A 14,328-nucleotide genomic window follows, 5' to 3' on the forward strand; every position below is an offset into this window, starting at 1 on the left:
GGATAGTCCCAGTTTACGCGGTTATCCCGCGCAAATTTTGGATAAGGAATACACCAGAGCGCGTCGAGAAGCCGCCAGACAAACGGGTTTAATCCTTAGCATTTTTCCAGAGTTTTGTCCCTATACTATCGCGCAGGTGATAGAAGATTGGTTGCCCAGTGATAGCCTTGATTAAAGGTTAAATAATATCAGCCAGACTGGGAAACTATCTGATCAAATCAGTCCCCCCAGAGAACCCCCTTGAGCCACATAGCACACTTTTCTTTTTTTGTCAAATTTTATGTTAAGAAAGATGTAACTAATGGATAGGGGGATGATCAAGAATTAACCGTCTTCGTATTCGGGGATTCTCTCTTTTTTCTTCTCGGTGATATTGATGCGGGGGGGATTGTAATCTGGTTCCACGTCATCATCCCACATATCATCCTCGGCCTTATCCTCGTAATCGTCGTACTGAGGACGAGAAAAGCTTTCTGTGCGTTCTGAGCGCGCTTCTCCCCAGTTATCTTCTTCTTCCTCGTATTCTTCCTCATAATAACGAGCTTCGGCCCGTTTTTGCGGTGGGGGAGTGGCGCGCAGGGGTTCTTTTTCCCATTCGTCTTCACTCCAGCGTTCTTCAACGGGTTTAGCGGCCTCAACGGGAGTGCGGAGGGGAATACCCGTACCTAACTGATTTTCTGGACGAGCAGCGGGAGTATAATAAGCTTCTTCCTCTTCTCTTTCCCAGGGGGGACGACCAATACCCAAACGTTCCAAAACCCCCACACTAACCTGCGTGAGACGTTCTTCGGCCCCTTCAAAGACAATTAAGCGATTCGGACCGCTGCTAACCACTTCTTCAATGGCAATTTCGTAGGTACTGATCAATTGTTCGGGGATAAGAGGCAATCCCAGGGAAGCGATGACAATGGAATGTAATTGACCACTAAGGGGATCAAATTGATAATCGCGGACTTTGCCTAAAGGTTCGCCGGTTTCCGTGATCACTTCACTACCGATTAAGGGAGTATAAGCATCGATATCGACGGATTCCAAGACGTTATCATCTTCAACGAGAACCACGTCTCCTGTCTGACTGATGCTCGATAAATACATATATTGAGGCATTCCCGACAAGGAGAGGATATTATCGCGGAGTCCCAGGGCAACTACTTCTCGTTGATCGATATCTACAAGGATATCTTTAACAACGCCGAGTTTTTTGCCTGTATTGCGAGTGATAACCTGTGTATTTAAAAATTCTGAACGTAAGCGACTATTCTCTGTGATCATTTTTTCCTATGGGTAGGCGTTAGGTCGTGGGAATACGAGTTATTGTAGGCTTAATATATAGGGCGAGATCGAGGGTTAATTTACCGATATTGGCTTAGATCTTAAAGTTCCCTGAGATTAACACTTTTTTTGGCCTTGTTTGGGCGATAGTTTCGGGTGATAGATAGGGTTAAACCCATTTTAGCTAATTCTTTACATTTTTTTAGTAACAACAAAGCAGGAGCTAGAGAGAAACTCCCTTGGCTCCTGCTGTCTAGATTCTGATTACATAGTTAAAGACTGCACCTCAGTTTCGATCAGTTTAGCTAAGTCTTGCAGGAAGGAGGCTGCATCGGCCCCGTAGATGACTCGGTGGTCACTGGTGAGATTAACCGTCATCTGTTTTTGCACTCCGAATAAACCATCTTTATTGACGACGATTTGGGGACGGGAAGCACCCACGGCTAGGATCGCACCTTGGTTGGGGGGTAAGATAGCGGTAAAGCGATCGACTCCGAACATTCCCAGATTAGAAATGGTAAAAGTACCGCTATTATATTCTTCCGGTTGCAGTTGTTTACTGCGGGCGCGATCGACTAAATCTTTCCAACTGCGGGAGAGGGAATAGATATCCATCTGGTCAGCAGAGCGCAAAACCGGCGTAATTAAGCCACCACCAGGCATAGCTACGGCTACGGACACGTTAATCGCCCCGTGGTATTGGATTCCTGCGTCGCTATAGCTGGCATTAACTATAGGATGTTTAGCGAGGGTGTTGGCTACCGCTTTTGCTAACAGGGCCGTCATGGTGACACCCTTGGATTTTAGCTGTTGATAGAGTTGATCCAGTGGGTCAGTGGTGATAGTGTAGCCCACTTGGAAGGTGGGAACCTGTAGGCTAACCGACATATTCTGGGCAACGGCTTTTTGCAGAGTGGTGAGGGGAACAGTCCGACCGACCGGGGCGCTGGCCGGAATCGGGGCTTTAGGAGCCGCCACAGGCACGCTGACGGGTTGTGGGGGAGTAATGACGGGAGCGGGGGCGGTGCTGACTTTTCCTGTCGCTTTTTCTACGTCTTCGGCGGTAATTCGTCCGTGGGGACCGCTACCCACTAGGGTTTTCAGATCCACCTTTAATTCTTTAGCCAGTTTTTTGGCCCTGGGAGAGGCGACTAAACGGCCATTATCTTTAACGGCGGCGACAGGGATCGAAACGGGAGGCGGAGCGATTTCTGGGGTCTCTACGGGCTTGCTAGGGGCGGATGCGGCGGTTTTTCCCTGAGCTTTGGCCAGTTCAATTTCCGCTTCAGTTTCGGCGATATAGGCGATCGCTTCCCCCACGGGTGCTTCCTGGCCAGCTTCGACTAAAATTACAGCGAGATAACCATCATAAAACGATTCTACGTCCATGTCGGCCTTGTCGGATTCGACCACTAACACCGTTTCCCCTTTGCTGACTTTTTCCCCGGGGGACTTCACCCAAGAAACTATTTTTCCTTCGGTCATGGTGGAACTGAGCGCGGGCATGAAGATATCTCGAATCATGGTGGAGTGCTTCTATCTCTAATGTTTTGAGCCATAGCGCATTTTACCACAGTTGATGGGGTTGGGGGTGTGGGGAAGTGGGGAAGTGGGGAAGTGGGGAAATGGGGAAGTGGGGAAGTGGGGTGTGGGGTGTGGGGTGTGGGGTGTGGGGTGTGGGGTGTGGGGTGTGGGGTGTGGGGTGTGGGGTGTGGGGTGTGGGGAAGTGGGGAAGTGGGGAAGTGGGGAAGTGGGGAAATAGGGAAATAGGGAAATAGGGAAGCTGTCTCATCACCCTATCACCCCAAAACCCTATCACCCTATCTCCTGCCTCCTGACTCCTGACTCCCGAATACTGATAACTGATTACAGAGGGAAAAAGAGAAGGGAAAACAGCCCCTTCTCCGTCGTATCTAGACAAAAATTGTTCTAGTTGCCAATATAGACTGGTTGTGCTTGCAGAGATTCGACTAAACCGCGCACAGCTGCCACCATAGCCACTTCATTATCCAATTGATTGATCGCCGAACCAACACCGATACCGGCCGCTCCAGCAGCGATCGCCATAGGAGCGGTGACAATCGATAAACCGGAAGCGCAGAGGACGGGAACTTTAACCGCATGGGAAATAGCGTGGGCTGCCGCTAAAGTCGGGGCGGCTTTTTCAATCAGTCCCAAAATACCGGCGTGACGGGGTTGACTGCTAGTGCCGCCTTCGGTTTGAATAATGTCAGCACCCTGACTAACTAAAGCTTCCGCTAGTCTCACCTGTTCATCGAGGGGCAGCAGATGGGGAACTGTCACAGACAGGGTAATTTCGGGCAGTAAGTCGCGAGTTTGACGGGTTAGGGCTAAAACTTCCGCCGCCTCAAAAATGCGTCCTTGAGCATAAAAACTATCGAAATTACCGATCTCAATTAAATCGGCTCCCGCGTCCACTGCCATCACCAATAATTCTGGCTCGACGGCCGATACACACACGGGTAAATTTGTCAAGGCTTTTACCGCCCGAATTAGGTCAGCATTAGCGGCAATATCGACAAAAGTTGCTCCTCCGGCTGTAGCGGCTTTAACTACTGAGAGAACCTGCGAGCGATCGAAATTATTTAACCCACTGATCACTTTCAGGGCATGACGACGGGCGAAGGCTTGCTGTAAGGTAAAATTGATCATTAATCTACACCTATCTGGAATTCTCAAAAAACATTTTCCCACCTTCTCGCTAGTAAGAGGGTGGGATTTGAGAATTCTTAGGGAAATTTTCTTTAATTTAGGTTTTGATTCTCTTGGTTTTTGCGCTTGAGGTTTTGCAGTTGTTGCAGCAGTACCTCGATTTCCGCTTCTAGATGCAGGTATTTCACCTGTTGGTCAGCTTGGTAGGTGGTGCGAATCTGTTTCATGGCGGAGGATTCCTTAGTTAGTACAGTTGTCATAGCGGTATCTATAGAGTGCTAATTATGTTCAATTGTTTCAATTTGTATATAGTACCTTAACAATGTCTTAAAGAAAACCTTTTTATGGTAGTTTCTCAACTGGCACAGGATGAAAGAGGGGAAAAATTCTTGCAACCAAGGGGATCGGAGTGCGATATACTCAGTCGCGAACGATATTGGCAAGCATGACCATGGTAGCGGTAGCAATTTTAGCGGCGGGTAAGGGAACCCGAATGAAGTCCAGTCTTCCGAAAGTTTTACATCCCCTCGGCAGTCGCTCGCTAGTGGAACGGGTGCTTAATGTCAGCGAATCCTTACATCCTCGGCGAAAACTGGTGATTATCGGTTATCAAGGGGAACAGGTGCGAAATACTCTACAGCATCTCGATGATATCGAATTTGTTGAACAAAAGGAACAGTTAGGCACTGGCCATGCTATTCAGCAGTTAATCCCCCATTTAGAGGACTTTCAGGGGGATTTGTTGGTCTTAAATGGCGATGTTCCCCTATTGCGTCCCGAAACCTTGCAAAATCTTCTCCAGATTCATCAAGACCATGGTAACGCTGCCACCCTCTTAACTGCTAACCTCCCTAACCCGAAAGGTTACGGTCGAGTTTTTTGTGATGGCAATAATCTCGTTAAGCAGATTGTGGAAGAAAGAGACTGTACCGATGCCCAACGACAAAACCACCGGATTAATGGAGGCATATACTGCTTTAATTGGTCAAGATTAGCGGCTATACTGCCTAATTTAACCCCCAATAACGATCAAGGTGAGTATTATCTCACGGATGTGGTCAATTTTCTCGATCCCGTCATGGCCGTGGATGTGGAGGACTTTTTAGAAATTAGCGGCATTAACGATCGCAAACAATTGGCCGCCGCCTATGATATCCTACAAACTAGAGTCAAAGATGATTGGATGGCCGCTGGAGTCACCATAATTGACCCCGATAGTGTCACCATTGAGGATACTGTCACCCTCAGTCCCGATGTGATTATCGAACCCCAAACCCATCTGCGCGGTGAGACGATAATCGCTTCTGGTTGTCGTATAGGTCCGGGGAGTTTAATCGAAAATAGTCGCATAGGCAGCGATGTAACGGTCTTATTTTCGGTTATTTCTGATAGTCAGGTGGATTCTGGTTGTCGTATCGGTCCCTATGCTCATTTGCGCGGAGAAGCGAAAATTGGGGCTAATTGTCGAGTCGGTAATTTTGTTGAAATTAAAAAAAGTGACATCGGCAATAAAACCAATATTGCCCATTTATCCTATCTGGGAGATGCCACTTTAGGGGAAAAAGTTAACGTTGGTGCGGGAACAATCACTGCTAATTACGATGGCGTGAAAAAACACCAAACTCTGATCGGCAGTGGCACAAAAACTGGGGCAAATAGTGTTTTAGTGGCTCCTTTAAAATTAGGAAAAAATGTCACCGTGGCCGCTGGTTCAACTATCACTAAAAATGTCCCCGATAATGCTTTAGTTATTGCTCGCGAAAGTCAGCGTGTGATCGAAAATTGGGCAGATCAGTTTCAGTAGGTTAATTCCGGGATTTAAGCTAAGAAAACTGTTCCTAAATTCCGAGATTAGAGTCAAGATAAACGGGGAGGGAAAGAAAGAGGGGTTGAGTACCATTCAACCGGCGTTGCTGATTTGAGATATGAATCTTCTTTTGTGGGATTTTTAAAACCTAGACCCAAACTAACTTTTGGATGGGTGCAAGATTGTCATTCATACCTTGATTCAGCAACGCCCTTTTTTTTGCTTCCTCTCAGATTAACTCCTGTCAGTTCGCCGTAACAGACAAGGCAGTCAGTGATTTTTGTCTGTTGCAATTTATTTTAATTTTCCAAAGTCTTAATTGTAACCACCTGCGGCGGTGTAGAATCAGGTGGATAAATAACATCTAATTGTACTTTTCTTTGAGTTCCTGGTTTTAAATCTAGTTTTAATAAAGGATCTAAAACCTGCCCTGTTCTATGCCATAAATGTACATAACGGGTTTGTTGTTTACCTTGATCATCGCTATATTTTAAACGCACTGTACCACGGAAAAAGGGAAAGTCTAATGATGGTTTTCTAAATTTAATTCCTTTTTCAGATAGTCTATCTTCTTTTAAGGGAGTTTCTAAAGTGATGCTAACTGTCTGATTTTTATTAGTGTTATTAGTTAAAGGTATGTTGAGTTGATATTCTACCCCATAGTTACCATGTGCTTCGTAAGCAGTATCAGGATACCGCACTAGCATTTTTGCGGTTTGGCTTTGTTCTGTTCCTAACCTTCCACCCCGTAAGGTGGCTATGGGATAAGAAATAGTTTTACCTGGTTCGGGAATAGTCAGGGTTTGGGTTTTGGTGTTGTCTGTGAGGTTTGCTTTCCATGTTGCACCTTCGGATATACCTGCGACTCTGCTGTAAATTAATTGACCTCCTTTTGCATCTGGGGGTGTGGGGGTTTTATCTCTTGGTCCTGCAAAGTTACCGTTATTTAATAAGTCTTGCCATTCTTTTAATGTGGGTGCGCGCTCGCTACCATCAGCATTTTTTTTCGCAAACATGGCTAAACTCGCTGCATAAATTTTACCACTGCTATTTAATCGGAAAAAACTGGATCTCCCATTGACAGGTTTTTCTAAATTTCTGACTGGGATAGGATGGTTTAATAACATTTGACTTCCCCCAGCAGCAATGACTATTCTTGCTGGAAATTCTTTTTGACGTACTCCCCGCAAAACATCCGCTACTGCTCTTGCACCTGGTCCAGAAAATGCTTTACCATCGTTATTTTCTATGTAGGGTTGCCAGGTGACAAACGGTGCTTCTGTCATTAAATAACTCGCACCTTGTAAAATGTTAATAGTGATAGGTTTTTTACTGGGATTATGTAAAATTACTCCTATATATAAGGTTTGTAAATCCTTGGGATTGTGGGTATAATGATGAGCAAATAAATCAAATCTGCCTTGAATGGGAAAGTTTAAATGTGCGGCTGGAACTTTTTTGTTATTAGGGGTAAAAGTAGAAAGTAGAATACCTTCATTTTTGATCCATTCTGGACTGTTGCTATTAAAAACAGGTATTTTATCTAAACTACCGGGTAAAGGGCGCACTTCTCCAGTTTGTATAATTTCTTGGGGTGCTGGTTTTGCAGGTGTTTGGGCGTTTACTTGATTTTTCGGATGATAGCTATTGAAAGTTGTACAGCCGATAGTTTGAGTAATCGCTAATCCTGATATGATGATGAATACAGGTTTGAGGATGTGGTTTTTTGCTTGCAAAGTTCCCATAATTTGATTTTTCCAGTAAGTTTGCCATTTGCCAGTTTGCCAGTTTGCCTGGAGCATCTCATTTATGCAAGTGAGTAATTATACTTGTCCCTAAAACTGGTTTCTAGCAAGGCTTTCAAAATAGCTTGACATAAAACCTGATTTAGGGGTTACAAAGGTGTTTCCGCTCCATACCCCAGACGAATCCCACTGGCATCTTCACTAAATGTAACATCGAGTACCCAATGGAGACTATTTTCAATACTCCAATGTCTGCGAATCACCTCGGCCTGTTTTTGGGCATCCGCTGCTAAACTACTGATGAAGAAGCGAATTTATGTAGTAGTTTTATTCCATAATTGGCGGACACTGCGAACCATGACTACTGCAGCTCTAACCAGTAATTTAGATAGGTCAATGGCTTATCAGTTCACTGTTTACTGTTTACTGATGCTGGTTAAGGCCTTAAATTTGCGCGATGAAGCGTGAAATGCTATAAAAATCTCAGTCCTCCCTATAGAAAAGAGTAGAAACTTTATGGCACGCACCGAGTCCACAATGTTAGATCTGGGGACAAAAGCTCCCAGTTTTGCCTTACCCGATGTGGTTTCGGGTGAAACTATCTCTCTGGACAGCTTTGCGGCTAAAACCGCTCTGTTAGTCATCTTCCTCTGTGAACATTGTCCCTTTGTTAAACACATTCAAGAAGAACTTACCCGTCTAGGTCGCGATTATGCTAATACCAATCTGGGCATCCTCGCAATTAGTTCTAATGACGTGGAGAAATATCCTGATGATTCGCCCGAAAATTTGAAAAAAATGGCGATAACCCTTGACTTTAAATTCAATTTATGCTATGACGAAAGCCAAGAAGTGGCGAAAGCTTACACGGCAGCCTGTACTCCCGATTTTTTCCTCTTTGATAGTCAGCGCAGCCTAGTCTATCGCGGTCAGTTGGATGATAGTCGTCCTAGTAATGGAATACCGGTGACAGGCAAAGATCTCCGCGCCGCTATTGACAAGGTTTTAACCGGTCAACCGGTGCCGACGGACCAAAAACCCAGTTTAGGCTGTAATATCAAATGGAAACCGGGTAATGAGCCACCCTATTACGGTTAATTAACGTAGGGTGTGGGGTGTGGGGTGTGGGGTGTGGGGAAGTGGGGAAATGGGGAAATGGGGAAATGGGGAAATGGGGAAGCTGTCTCATCACCCTATCGCCCCAAAACCCTATCACCCTATCTCCTGAATACTGACGACCGACGACCGACTCCTAACCCCACCAACAAACTTTTTCAGCAAGCCCTACTTATGAGACTATTTCAATAGCGTAACCGATTGCTGTGCTAATAGGGCAGTACCATAGGCCGCTTGCTCCTGTTTAGATAAAAGCACAGGAACTCCTAAATGACGCTGACGAATTATCCTCCAAGTCGGATTTTTTGCGCCACCACCCGCACTATAAACTCGCTCTAATTTATTGGCCCCCAATTCCTGTAAACGCTGATAACCTAAAGCTTCAATGCGGGCAATACTTTCTAGTAAACCATGCAAAAATTCTCGAGGATTATCGGGGCGGGGAGTCAGTTTTGCGGGTAAAAAAGGATCATTAATGGGAAAGCGCTCGCCCGCTTTTAGTAGGGGATAATAATCTAAATTACTTTCTTTTTCTCCATCTATTGCTAAACTATAATTTCTCAATTCTTCATGAGAAAAAAACTTCTTTAACACTGCTCCCCCCGTATTAGATGCCCCACCAGTTAACCACAAATTTCCTAAACGATGACTATAGATGCCATAGTTACTATCATCAACTTTCTGGCTACTTAATAATTTTAAAACTAAAGTTGAACCTAAAGATGTCACTGCATCCCCTAAAGAATTAGCACCACTGGCTAAAAATGCCGCTATGCTGTCGGTGGTTCCCGTATAAATTAAACAATCTTTCGGGATAGCAAAACGAGTCACTAAATCCGGTTTAATAGTATCGATCGCTGTACCCGGAGCAAAAATTTGCGGTAATAAATTAAACATCGGTAAATTCTCTAACCAATCGGGATAACAGAGATTTTCGAGATCATAACCTAACTTTAAGGCATTGTGATAATCACTAATTCCCAGTTTACCGTGCAGCAGAAATGCTAACCAATCCGCTTGCGAGAGAAAATAACGCGCTTGCGAAAAAATTTCTTGTTCACTCCACCAAAGTAATTTAGCTAAACTGGAGGTAGCAATAATCACGGGATGGTGAGGGGGTGCTATAGCTTTAATGGCTTCTAAAAAGGCAATTCCTCGCCCGTCATTGTATAATATTGCCTGAGAAAGAGGATTACCCCAATTATCACATAATAACACCGTCGAGGAAGTACCATTAATCGCGATCGATTTAAGTTCTGAACGTACCGAATCCCCTAGATTATCCAATAAATAAAATAGGGCCTTTTGCCAATCCTGAAAATTGGCATTAGTGAAAGGATAATGAACCTCAGCGACGATATTTTTGCTAGAATCAATAGCAATCGCTCGCGCTCCCGATGTGCCAAAATCAATACCTAAAGATAAACCCATAGATGTCTTCACAACCCCCTCATTCTGGCTACCATTGGGATGGTATCACTCCCCGATTCTTTGAAGGTTGGTACTTCCGAGTCATGATTCCGCAATTAGCCGACGGATTCGCCTTTATGTATTCTATTCAAGACCCAAGCGGCGGTCAAGTCAATAGCGGCGGAGCGGTACAAATTTTAGCCATAGAATCTAATTATCTTTGTCGCACTTTTCCCGATACGGATAAATTTTGGGCAAGTCGTCAGGAATTAGCCATTATCCATTGGGGAAAAACTAACTTAAAAATCCGTCCCTGTCTCCTTTCCCCGTCAGATTTTTTTGAGTCTGTTCAAGAGGGTTATCAAGCAACGGCAAACCAGCAGCAAGGACGAATTTATGATCCCGTCACTGGAGAAATCTGTCAATGGGATTATCGCATTGAAACTAGGTACAGTTGGGGAGATAACAAGCGTTTACCCCAAGCAACAGCAGGAATATTATCTTATTTACCGATTTTTGACCCGGGTTGGCAGATTTTAACTGCTCATGGTTTAGCCACAGGAATGATTACCTATGGGGGAAAAAATTACCAATTTGAGAATGTACCTTTTTATAGCGAGAAAAATTGGGGTTATTCTTTCCCCGAAAAGTGGTTTTGGATTAATTGTAATGCTTTCCCTGAAAATCCCGATTTAACCTTAACCGCAGTGGGTTCTACCCGGAAAGTTCTCCACTGGACGGAATCGGTGGGAATTATCGGTATTCACTGCCAAAATCGCTTTTATAAGTTTGATATCTGGAATTCTCAACTAACTTGGACAGTGCAACCCTGGGGATACTGGGAAATGAGGGCAACCAACGAGAATTATACCATTGTCTTAATCGGCATCAGTGATCATCCTCCCGATCACGTGCGTGTACCCACAGAAAAAGGTCTCTGTTTTGCTTGTCAAGATACCCTCAAAGGTAAATTATCGATAAAATTGGCTGATAGTCGCGGTAAAAACATTATAAATAGCTCTAGTTGTCTAGCTGGTCTCGAAATTGGCGGTATTTGGCCATCAGCTTGGATCAAACAGTGATTGAAATCACCATTGCGACGGCATAATATCACGCTATTATTTATCGAGCGGTATTAACATGAAATCAGTTTTTGATCACTAAAAAATCGTTTCATGAACCAACCTTCTCTCAATTTTGTTGAGCAATTAGTGATAGCAGAAGTGCGGGAACAGTTAAGGAATTTACCTGCTTCCTTTCGCCAATATCTCTCGGAGATTAAAATCGATCGAGTCATGAATAATGCTATCCAAATTCTGCCCCGCAGTTTCAAAACTTTGGGGGAAAAATATCACGATTATCACACCCGAAGATTAAGAATAAAAATTGCTGTAGAAAGAGCGATCACCGATATACTGCATGAACTAAAATTTTATTATGTAGCGCAGACAGAAGTGGAAGATGAAGAAAATATTCCCACGGAACCATATTCTGAAAGGTGGGATAGCAGTTATTTTAATGGCTAGGTACAGATTCTTCCTTTTCAGGAGTTAGCAGCTATTATTCAGAGGATAATAACCCATTAGTTTATAATTTATTCCTATAAGAAATGTTGTAAATCTCTGCTCAGAAATAGAATCGGTCGGTGAGTCTGGCTGAAAAATTATTTGAAAGTCAAGGAAATAGGCTTTTTTAGTTAAGTTTTACAGAAGTCGCCCTCGATATTTTTTTTGATGATAATTAATACTATTTGTCAAAAGTAATGGCAAAGATGGTTAATTGTCCTCGCCCCACTTTCAACCTTCAGATTTAATTGCCGCCCAAGCTAAAAGTACAGTAGAAAGAATCAAAGAAGCTCCCTTACATGATATCATCGGCGAGACTTGGAAACTATTTCATCAAATTATTTACCCCATAGAACCCCCTTGAGCCATCTTGCACACTTTTCTCTTTTTGTCAAATTTTATGTTAAGAAATATGTGACTAATGGATAGGCTTTTAGCGACGGGAGTGTCAATCAGCAATCTCTGATTACAAATTGCGATGGGGTTTGCATAATTATTCCCGTTTGTTCAGCCACTTGTGACCTAACATCTTAAGAGTCACTGATAATTGCTGATTGTCGGTATTGCTGCATAAGTGCGTAAAAGCTGATAGGACAACGAACGGAAAAAATATAGATTGTCAAGGTGCGACAAATCGCTATAATCGTTCCAGCAGAGGCGATAATAATCCCTCGACATCCATTGGTTAACGATCGCTAATGATTAGACAAACTCGGTTTTCAGCAAGCGGTTTCGAGACAGCGAACCCGTGAGGGTCCCGGTTGATCGTTGATCGAGCCTCCACTGGCCTTTTTTTGGAGTTGATCGAACCATGTTGCAAGGATGGATTCAAATCGCGCTCACGATCCTGATAATCGTGGCGATCACCCCCTTTTTCGGGCGCTATATGGCTAGGGTTTTCATGGAACGGAGAACCCTACTCGACCCACTGTGCGATCGAGCCGAGAATCTTCTTTACAGCTTCGTCGGGGTGAAAGGGAAAGAGAATATGACCGGCTGGCAGTACGCCCGCGCCGTTCTCTACAGTAATGCGGTGATGGCAATTCTGGTTTTTTCCCTGATTGCGGGCCAAGGATTCCTTCCCCTCAACCCGACGGGGATCCCCGCCCCTTCTTGGGACACCACGCTACATACGACGATTTCCTTTATCACCAACACCAACCAACAGCATTATTCCGGAGAAACCACCCTCAGCTACGGGAGTCAGATCTGGGGTCTTGGCTACCAGATGTTCACCTCGGCCGGAACCGGTCTAGCGGTGGGGATCGCCTTTATTCGGGGACTGACGGGGCGACCGTTGGGCAATTTCTATGTGGATCTGATCCGAGCGATCACCCGTATCCTCTTACCGATCTCGATCGTGGGGGCAATTGCCCTGATCATCGCCGGAGTCCCGGAAACCCTCGCGGGCCCGGCGATCTTGCCGACGCTAGAAAACCCCAACCTCAGTCAGGCGATCGCCCGCGGTCCAGTGGCCCACTTCGAGATTATTAAGGAATTGGGAGAAAACGGCGGCGGCTTTTTTGCCAGCAACTCGGCCCACCCCTTTGAAAACCCGAACGGATTCGTCAATCTGGTGCAGTTGGTGGCGATTCTCTCGATTCCCACCTCCCTGATCTATACCTACGGAGTTTTCGCCGATAATCTCAAGCAAGCTCGGTTAATCTATCTAATTCCCCTCGGTATCTTCATCGGCTTGACGATCATCACAGCGATCGGGGAATACAATGGCAACCAGGCGGTTAACTCCCTGCTAGGGGTCGATCGAGCGGTTAACTTCGAGGGGAAAGAAGTACGCTTCGGTTGGGCGCAATCGGCCCTGTACGCGGTAACTACCACGGCCACCATGTGCGGTGCGGTGATCGCCATGCACGATTCCTTGATGCCGAACGGCGGCTTCGCCACCCTCTCGAATCTGTTCCTGCAAATCGTTTTCGGCGGCCAGGGAACCGGCACCGCCTACCTGTTTGCCTATCTGATCCTGGCGGTATTCGTCACCGGGCTAATGGTGGGGCGAACCCCCGAATTCCTGGGGCGCAAAATCGAGAAACGGGAAGTGGTGTTAGCGAGTTTTTTAATTCTGCTGGTTCACCCGATCGCCATCCTCATCCCTGGAGCGATCGCCCTTGCCTTTCCCGACTTTCAGGGCATCAGTAACCCCGGCTTTCACGGATTATCTCAAGTTATCTACGAGTACGCTTCCGCCGCCGCCAATAACGGGTCGGGATTCGAGGGACTAGAGGATTCCCAACCCGCGCCGCTTGCGATCGCGGCTGGGGCCAAACCGACGATTACCGCTCTCTGGTGGAATCTGAGCGCCTCCTTCAGTTTACTCGCCGGACGGTATATCCCGATCGCCGCCCTGCTCTTGTTAGCCGATGGGATGTCCCGCAAACAACCAGTTCCCGCCACCACCGGAACCCTCCGCACCGATACCGGACTCTTTACCAGCGTGACGGCGGGGGTGATTTTAATTCTCGGTGCGCTGACTTTCTTGCCGATATTAGCCCTCGGGCCGATCGCGGAAGCCTTTCAAATCACCAGGATGATCGGCTAGGAGTTTAGACAGGGTTTGCGGCAAAAAGTTTTTCCGGGGGGTAGGGTGTGGGGTGTGGGGTGTGGGGTGTGGGGTGTGGGGTTTTACCAGTTTTGAGGTGGCCAATTACCTAATTTTCAGGGAAAAAGTGCCTAAATTTCCCCCCGATCACTCCCAGATCCAGTACTTTTTGATTGACAAAAG

The 14,328-nt window shown here is 45.6% G+C and carries 13 protein-coding genes and 1 pseudogene; 7 read left to right on the forward strand and 7 right to left on the reverse strand.

Features of this window, described 5'->3' with window-relative positions:
- The coding region (locus O9295_RS25055) for a DUF29 family protein (RefSeq protein ID WP_288032658.1) at positions 1–175 on the forward strand (175 nt) is incomplete at its 5' end.
- Positions 176–324: 149 nt separating this feature from the next.
- On the opposite strand, the gene O9295_RS25060 is transcribed toward O9295_RS25055, so the two are convergent.
- The 4 genes from O9295_RS25060 to O9295_RS25075 all read right to left on the reverse strand — a co-directional run bounded on the left by O9295_RS25060 (position 325) and on the right by O9295_RS25075 (position 4,205).
- The gene (locus O9295_RS25060) at positions 325–1,272 is read right to left on the reverse strand and encodes a PRC-barrel domain-containing protein (protein ID WP_287107799.1); all 948 of its coding nucleotides are present in this window, start codon (positions 1,270–1,272) and stop codon (positions 325–327) included.
- Between the two features lie 264 nt (positions 1,273–1,536).
- A complete protein-coding gene (locus tag O9295_RS25065) occupies positions 1,537–2,796 on the reverse strand; it encodes a dihydrolipoamide acetyltransferase family protein (RefSeq protein WP_288036005.1) in 1,260 nt (419 codons plus the stop codon).
- A 405-nt stretch (positions 2,797–3,201) separates the two neighbouring features.
- Complete coding sequence (locus O9295_RS25070; RefSeq protein WP_002796582.1) at positions 3,202–3,945, reverse strand: DUF561 domain-containing protein; 744 nt, start codon at positions 3,943–3,945, stop codon at positions 3,202–3,204.
- A gap of 92 nt (positions 3,946–4,037) precedes the next feature.
- Positions 4,038–4,205 (reverse strand): hypothetical protein, encoded by a 168-nt coding sequence (locus O9295_RS25075; RefSeq protein WP_002801704.1) that lies wholly within the window; start codon positions 4,203–4,205, stop codon positions 4,038–4,040.
- Positions 4,206–4,396: 191 nt separating this feature from the next.
- On the opposite strand from O9295_RS25075, the gene glmU reads away from it, so the two are divergent.
- A complete protein-coding gene (gene glmU, locus O9295_RS25080; protein ID WP_288036014.1) occupies positions 4,397–5,749 on the forward strand; it encodes a bifunctional UDP-N-acetylglucosamine diphosphorylase/glucosamine-1-phosphate N-acetyltransferase GlmU in 1,353 nt (450 codons plus the stop codon).
- 302 nt (positions 5,750–6,051) lie between these two features.
- On the opposite strand, the gene O9295_RS25085 is transcribed toward glmU, so the two are convergent.
- Positions 6,052–7,554: a DUF3370 domain-containing protein gene (locus O9295_RS25085; protein WP_288036006.1), complete on the reverse strand. Its 1,503-nt coding sequence runs from the start codon at positions 7,552–7,554 to the stop codon at positions 6,052–6,054.
- Positions 7,555–7,658: 104 nt separating this feature from the next.
- Positions 7,659–7,808, reverse strand: a pseudogene (locus O9295_RS25090) (ISAs1 family transposase); the annotation flags it as partial.
- A gap of 205 nt (positions 7,809–8,013) precedes the next feature.
- Here O9295_RS25090 and O9295_RS25095 point away from each other — a divergent pair.
- Positions 8,014–8,595, forward strand: coding sequence for a thioredoxin family protein (locus tag O9295_RS25095; RefSeq protein ID WP_288036008.1), 582 nt, complete (start codon positions 8,014–8,016; stop codon positions 8,593–8,595).
- A 198-nt stretch (positions 8,596–8,793) separates the two neighbouring features.
- On the opposite strand, the gene O9295_RS25100 is transcribed toward O9295_RS25095, so the two are convergent.
- Entirely contained in the window at positions 8,794–10,044 is a 1,251-nt protein-coding gene (locus O9295_RS25100) for an FGGY-family carbohydrate kinase (protein WP_288036015.1), read from the reverse strand.
- Between the two features lie 2 nt (positions 10,045–10,046).
- On the opposite strand from O9295_RS25100, the gene O9295_RS25105 reads away from it, so the two are divergent.
- The 4 genes from O9295_RS25105 (at position 10,047) to kdpA (ending at position 14,145) form a co-directional block, all read left to right on the forward strand.
- Positions 10,047–11,105 (forward strand): tocopherol cyclase family protein, encoded by a 1,059-nt coding sequence (locus tag O9295_RS25105; protein WP_288036010.1) that lies wholly within the window; start codon positions 10,047–10,049, stop codon positions 11,103–11,105.
- A gap of 93 nt (positions 11,106–11,198) precedes the next feature.
- Positions 11,199–11,549 carry a hypothetical protein gene (locus tag O9295_RS25110; RefSeq protein ID WP_147072306.1) on the forward strand — a complete coding sequence of 117 codons (351 nt, stop codon included), beginning with the start codon at positions 11,199–11,201 and terminating at the stop codon, positions 11,547–11,549.
- Between the two features lie 253 nt (positions 11,550–11,802).
- A complete protein-coding gene (locus O9295_RS25115; protein WP_170915412.1) occupies positions 11,803–11,952 on the forward strand; it encodes a hypothetical protein in 150 nt (49 codons plus the stop codon).
- Between the two features lie 447 nt (positions 11,953–12,399).
- Entirely contained in the window at positions 12,400–14,145 is a 1,746-nt protein-coding gene (gene kdpA / locus O9295_RS25120; RefSeq protein ID WP_288036012.1) for a potassium-transporting ATPase subunit KdpA, read from the forward strand.
- Positions 14,146–14,328 lie beyond the last annotated feature (183 nt).

Origin of the sequence: Microcystis sp. LE18-22.4A, assembly GCF_027531105.1 — a bacterium.
In the GTDB taxonomy this organism is placed as follows: domain Bacteria; phylum Cyanobacteriota; class Cyanobacteriia; order Cyanobacteriales; family Microcystaceae; genus Microcystis; species Microcystis aeruginosa.